Annotated in this window: 5 protein-coding genes; 2 read left to right on the forward strand and 3 right to left on the reverse strand. The window is 42.5% G+C overall.

What is annotated here, in order from left to right; genetic code table 11:
- Positions 1–235 precede the first annotated feature (235 nt).
- Entirely contained in the window at positions 236–754 is a 519-nt protein-coding gene (locus F6K20_RS19330) for an adenine phosphoribosyltransferase (RefSeq protein WP_008186938.1), read from the reverse strand.
- Between the two features lie 175 nt (positions 755–929).
- Here F6K20_RS19330 and F6K20_RS19335 point away from each other — a divergent pair, with 175 nt between their 5' ends.
- Together F6K20_RS19335 and F6K20_RS19340 are read left to right on the forward strand one after the other, a co-directional pair.
- Positions 930–1535 (forward strand): DUF3038 domain-containing protein, encoded by a 606-nt coding sequence (locus tag F6K20_RS19335; RefSeq protein ID WP_008186940.1) that lies wholly within the window; start codon positions 930–932, stop codon positions 1533–1535.
- Positions 1536–1715: 180 nt separating this feature from the next.
- On the forward strand, positions 1716–3134 hold the full coding sequence (locus tag F6K20_RS19340; protein WP_044493961.1) for a DUF4335 domain-containing protein: 1419 nt from the start codon (positions 1716–1718) through the stop codon (positions 3132–3134).
- Positions 3135–3567: 433 nt separating this feature from the next.
- Here F6K20_RS19340 and F6K20_RS19345 read toward each other — a convergent pair whose 3' ends face one another.
- Positions 3568–4326 carry a class I SAM-dependent methyltransferase gene (locus F6K20_RS19345; RefSeq protein ID WP_287295689.1) on the reverse strand — a complete coding sequence of 253 codons (759 nt, stop codon included), beginning with the start codon at positions 4324–4326 and terminating at the stop codon, positions 3568–3570.
- Between the two features lie 516 nt (positions 4327–4842).
- Positions 4843–5835 carry a ribose-phosphate pyrophosphokinase gene (locus F6K20_RS19350; RefSeq protein ID WP_008186946.1) on the reverse strand — a complete coding sequence of 331 codons (993 nt, stop codon included), beginning with the start codon at positions 5833–5835 and terminating at the stop codon, positions 4843–4845.
- Positions 5836–6621 lie beyond the last annotated feature (786 nt).

Raw genomic sequence — 6621 nt, forward strand, 5'->3', positions numbered from 1 at the left:
CATTTTGTAAGCATTCAGCCGTCAGCCGTCAGCCGTCAGCCGTCAGCCGTTGGCCTATTGCTGATAGCTGATAGCTGATAGCTGATAGCTGATAGCTGATAGCTGATAGCTGATAGCTGATAGCTGATAGCTGAATGCTTACGTCATTTTGAATTCAAAAATTGTCATTCCTTGAAAGTCCTTTATTAATTGGAAACTTTCTTTTGACCAATGACTAATAACTAATAACTAATAACTAATAGTCAACCAGGGTTATAACTGGTACATCAGGCAGTTGCTGACGTCCACCTAAATCCCGTAATTCGATGATAAAGCCAAGAGCTACCACTTGACCGCCTGCTTGTTCTACCAGGTTGACTGTAGCTGCTGCTGTTCCTCCAGTAGCAATTAAATCATCGATAATCACAACCTGGGAGTTAGGTGTGAAAGCATCTTGATGGACTTCCAACTTGTCTGTGCCGTATTCTAGGTCATACTCAGCCGAGTATACCGCTGCTGGTAGTTTACCCGGTTTGCGCACTGGGACAAACCCAGCCCCGAGTTGGTAAGCTATAGGTGGTCCAAATATAAAACCACGAGACTCCATACCCACGACATAATCAGCCCTTACTCCTGCTTCCTGAAATTTTTGAGCTAAGGTATCGATAGTGTAGCGTAGTCCTTCTGGATTGCTCAGGAGGGTAGTGATATCCCGAAATACAATCCCTGGTTTGGGAAAGTCAGGGATATCGCGAATCAGAGATTTTAAATCCATCAGTAGGTGAACTTAGTTATCAATGGGGTTTGACTCAAACTATAGCTTGCCATTCCCTTTCTGTAAAAGCGTACACTAGAAAGCTGAACCTTGTGTGATTCCTTGGAACAAATCTATTCAAAAGGTTTTCGCTGTAGGATAAGCGCTATTAGAGTGAATCTTTCGACGGACCGTAATGCTGACCAATAGTCCTGCTTCCCAGTCAAAGCCAATAATTTTAGATAGCCTACCTGATTTCAGGATTCCAGCTCAGGGCTGTCCACCACGAACTCGGCTGCATATTGACCTAATTTTACTAGCCATTGAAGCTCTCGAACTGGGAGGTTCTGAGGCGATGCTATTGGCGGCTAGAGAGCTGGAACTTCAGGACATTATTAAAAATCGTGTTGTCCTGTGGCGTATGCGCTCTACCAATCCCTGGCGGCGCTCTTACACACGACGTCCTCTAACTCCAGAGGAAGCTAAGGCTTTAGTGGTGATTGCTAGTCATATGGCACGGCGAATGACGGTTCTGATTAGGCAGTTGTTGACGGCTTATCAACAACTACTGGAAAAGCAGGTGCCTCTAGAACAACATTTTCGCTTATCTAAGTATTTGGAAAGGTTCCAGGCTCATTTTCGCAGCCGGATGAATCCCCGTCGCTCTAAAGTGGCTGCCTATAACTCTCAAGAAAAGTTGAATGAACTCGCAATTTCTCTATTGAGTCAGCTTCTGTTCTGTACAGGCACTTCTGGAAGGCAAAGATTATGGACTAGTCTGTTTGATGGGGAATTGCCTTGAATGTTGGCGTTTCTGACTATAGCCATGCCATCAAGTATCAAGTATAGTCAGCTGATTGACAAATTACCCATTATCAATTATCAATTATCCATTATCGATTACCCATTATCCATTACCAATTACCCATTCCCTCAATGCTAGTCTAAGAGGTTGAAGGGGATTTTTCAGCAGGAACAGCCGATGACAATTCGACGCCAGTACAGTCTTCCCAACTGTACCCTAATCCTGGAGGGTTGGAGTAATAGTACCACAGGGGATGGGTTACAGCCAGATGCCCGACCATTGCTGACAACTCTAAGTAATGCGGAATGCTATGTAGGGGCTATGGACAAACCCCTCAGCGGTGGGCGGGATTTTTTTGAGGACTTGGTAAATAGTGTAAGCCGCTATGCTCAGGAATTTTTGTCTAAAGTGCCTCACCCCCAACCCCATGCTGAGAAACCAGCTAAGGTGCATCTGCAGAAAGTCGAGGACAAGAATTTGCATCGACTGATACTGCTAGATACTGCTGAGTCAGGAGCAATGACTAACTCAGGCAAACCTCTCCATGTAGATTTGAACACAGTGCAGTTGTTTGACTTGGTGGAGGCGATTGACCAGTTTTTGGCTGATGGACGAACCCTACCAGATATTAGTGTTTCGTTGCAGCCTGTTTCTAAGCACTATCGCCAAGCTGAAAAACCAGTAACCGAGCGTACTGGACCTGCTGCACTGGGAATGGCAAGTTTGGCTCTAGCTGCGATCGCATTTTTCTTTGTACCGATTCCAGAAGTACGGGAACCCGAACCTTCCCGAACAGGGGAAAATACTAATGAAACCACCACCCCAACTGGGGAGAGTGACCCTCAGGCAACACCAACACCAACACCAAAGGGAACACCACTCTCCATCGACGAGCTAGAAAAAGTGCTCACAACTGCACCAGAAATTACTGATCCCACAGAGTTGCGCTATATACAAAGAAGCCTGCAAAAGCGAATTTTTCGAGCTTGGGGGAACCGGCAACAGTTTGCTGGGAATTTAAAATACCAGGTTAGTGTTGGCAGAGATGGTGCGATTTTAGGCTACAAACCCGTTAATGGCACACCCTTGGATGGGGCAGAGCAAACCCCCCTGCCTGAATTGCTCTACACCAAGACTACAGACAATATTGCTACCCAAGAACCTATTGCTCAGTTCCAGGTGTTATTTAAACCAGGGGAAAACGAAGGGATTCTCGAAATCAGTCCTTGGGATGGTTATATGGGTAAGATTACCCTAGGTCCAGAAATTACTGACATCGCTGTCATTAATGATTTGAAAGACAAAGTGTCTCAGCCAATTCGTGACAGTTGGAATAAAACCTCCAGCTATCCTCAAGATTTAACTTATCGAGTAGCTGTGACTGAAGAGGGTATCATTGCTGATTATGAAGCAATTGATAAAGAGTCTTGGGATTACTCCCAAGAAACTCCTTTAGAACGCCTAATGAAGCCAGCAGCAGCTGGAATTGGTAGCGAAGGGACTGGGTTAGTACCCCAGAAGCCCCTTGCTCATTTCCGAGTAGTCTTTAAAAATAATGGCGAGTTAGACGTTAGTCCCTACAGGAGCAACGAATAATTTACTGTGGCAAATTGAACAAAATCTCTCCCTAACCCCACCTATAATAGGTAGGGTTAGGGAGACCAAACAAAAAACACTACCTTTTCTTATTCTTTTGGCAATTCTAGATTAATGATATTGGTGTTAAGCTATATTAATAGAATATATAGCGTTTGGAGCTCGATTGTAAACACACGAATTACCAAAAAATGCCAAAGGAATCTCCCCTAAACCCTGGCTCGGAAGGGGGGCAGGTAAAAGCCAAGAGGGGAAATATCTTCTCAGTTTTATTGCCAAAAAAAAGACCATACAGGTTTACATCTCAAATACAAACGCACTTAGCTGATAGCTGATAGCTTTAGTTTTTATAGTTTTTCGGGTTTCGGTTTTAAGCTCATGCCGTCAGAATAGCGTATTTCAAGATTTTTTCAACCGGCCCTCACCTGAATTATTACCCTTTTTTCAATTCGTTTTTCCGAAAAATGCAGAATTTTTGCGTCCGCTCTTGCCCAACCAAGGAAAACCCTGCGGTTTCGAACAAGCTAAGATACTCTTTTTCATCGAAAAATATTAATCGCATTTGTTGTTGAGAAAGGATCTTGCCATTTGCTGAAAATGTATAAGTCTTCTGTAATGATTGTTCTCCAAAGTCGGTTTTTTGCGTATACACGATCCCATCTTTGATTGGCATTTCAGAATTGGTATGATCCCCTTGAATCGACATACATAAAATACCATCCTTATCTAAAATATCATACAGTTTTTTCAGGGATTTCATCTGCACATCTTTGTTAGGGCAATAACTATACAGCCGATATTGTTGTTCTTGCTCTCTGTAGGAGAAACAGAAAACTCCCCCAGTCGAAATAACAGCCTCAAAAGTCTCGCTGGTTTCATAATCTTCAATACTTGCACATACGAGCCTCACCGAATTATCCTTGAGTCTTTTTTCTGCTTGTGTAAGCATCGCAGGCGAGAAATCAATACCTGTAATATTATAATTCTCCAATAACAACATCTGCTCCGTTAATAAGCCGCTTCCCACCCCCATATCCAGAATTTTTCTTCTTTCACCCAAAATTTTCTGCAATGATGTGGCATAACCCTTATGGTCATAATAGCCAGATGTCATCAAGTTATCATAATACTTGGCGAGTTCTGTGTATGTATTGTCCACAGACACCAAATCAGAAGATTCTTGTTTTCCCATAAAAATCATGCCTCTTTGAATTTATATATAATAATATCATTTAGGTGGGGATAAATAAACCTTAAAACTCATAATCAAAAAATAAACCTGAAAGCTTTTATTCAAGGGGTTTTCACGATTTGAATCTCAATTCATAACACCTGAAAACCGTTTATAATCACCCCCTTAGTGGGCAGGTATGTCAATGGGTTAAAAGGGAGGTGGGGTGCTGGGGAGAGTTTTTTTTAGGTTAAAAATACCTAAGGTGCGCTTGATCCATTAAGAATTAAATTCGCCACGGTTCCCATTTTTATTAATAAAAATTACCCCACGGTGCGCGTTCAGCACCGCTATCTCCCTATCTCCCGTTTCTCTCCACCTCCTATCCAAACGAATAATTTTTAGTGGCCAATTTAATCTTGGCTGATACCCAGTTGCGTTATTGGTTGACTGTTAACCATTGCTTGTATCTAGTCAACACTCAACACTCAATACAACTTTTTAAAATTAAAATCCCCCCGGGAGCAGGGGGGATTTTCAACGAAACATACTGCTGACAGAAGAGTCTTCATGAATACGCCAGATGGTTTCACCCAATAAGTTAGCCACTGAAAGCACTGTCAACTGTGGAAACTGTTTCGCTTCCGGAAGTGGAATAGTATTGGTAACAATTACTTCTTCAAACACCCCACTAGAGAGGCGCTCTACAGATGGTGGCGAAAACACGGCATGGGTTGCACAAGCGTAGACTTGACGAGCACCCTCTTGACGCAGTACTTTGGCCGCTTCACAAATCGTGCCAGCAGTGTCAATCATATCATCCACCAACACCGCAGTTTTACCCTTCACATCCCCAATCACATTCATGACTTGAGCGATATTGTGAGCTTGCCTGCGCTTGTCGATAATGGCAAGGGGGGCATCATATAGCTTTTTGGCAAACGCTCTGGCTCTAGCCACACCACCAACGTCCGGCGAAACTACTACCAGATCGGTTAGTTCCTTAGAAGCCAGGTATTGTCGTAATACTGGTAAACCGTAGACATGGTCGCAGGGGATATCGAAATAACCTTGAATTTGAGCGGAGTGCAAATCCATTGCCAAAATCCGATTAGCACCAGCTTCAGTAATCAGGTTAGCCACCAGTTTCGCTGTAATGGACTCACGCCCCGCCGTTTTACGGTCTGCTCGAGCATAACCATAGTAAGGAATCACAGCAGTAACTTGCCGTGCTGAGGCTCGACGGCAAGCATCGATCATAATGAGTAACTCCATCAGGTAATCATTCACCGGATAGCAAGTCGGTTGAATCAGGTAAACATCACACCCCCTGATGGATTCTTGAATTTGGACATAGAGCTCCCCATCAGCAAATCGTTTCCGTACCATCGGTCCCAAGTCGATGCCTAGATAGCGTGCCACTTCCTGAGAAAGGGAAACATTTGCCGAACCAGAAAATAGTCTTAAACGATTGTTATCGGCTATCTGGGGCAGAATAGGTTGAAGCTCTAAAGTAACTGAACTGCTCACAGCAAACCCTCGAAGCTTATTTCAACGCGATCTTAACATTCTAAGAATATCCTTTTTATAATAATTTTTATAATTATTTATTTAAATTTGATTAATATTTTATTAATTTTTATAGCATTTAACTCATACAGTACTTTCCGCAAGACACAATATATTGCAATCCGATCTGATTCGTGAAAGAAATGGGCTGCTTTAAGGCAGGAGGCAGGAGGCAGGAGGCAGGAGGCAGGAGGCAGGAGGCAGGAGGCAGATGGCAGAATGTAAGGGAAAAGGATCGAGTTTTTAAAAATTTCAGTGATTTTACAAATGATTTAGGATTGCTATATAGTGTAGTGTGATCAAACTAAGGTCATAAATCAAGAATTTTTTTTAAGTTTCTTAGTCAAATCCGAAAATAAACTATTGTCCCTAATTTGATGTTCAACTGTACATCTATTCAATTAAGGTAGTTATTTGAGATAATTCCACAGGAAAATAAGATAGCAATGAACATGTCGTGATGTTATAATAAACCAGAAAAACCTATATAAGCAGGTGCACAAAATTAATTGCACATTTACCGAAAATCAAAGCCATGCAATGTAAGGGTTACAGAGATCCAGAGTAGGTAATTAATTTTGTTTAGGTGCTTAGCAGTTGTGATATTGATTAACTACACAGGATTTTTTCCCTATTCCCTATTTCCTATTCCAAATTCCCTACAGGACTTACGCAATAACTATACTTGTAGGGTATAGCTTCTGACTCTACACCATAAGCGGGTTTGGAGTCCAGTCTTGGGTAAGC

The organism is Moorena sp. SIO2C4 (genome assembly GCF_010672485.1).
GTDB classification, from domain to species: domain Bacteria; phylum Cyanobacteriota; class Cyanobacteriia; order Cyanobacteriales; family Coleofasciculaceae; genus Moorena; species Moorena producens.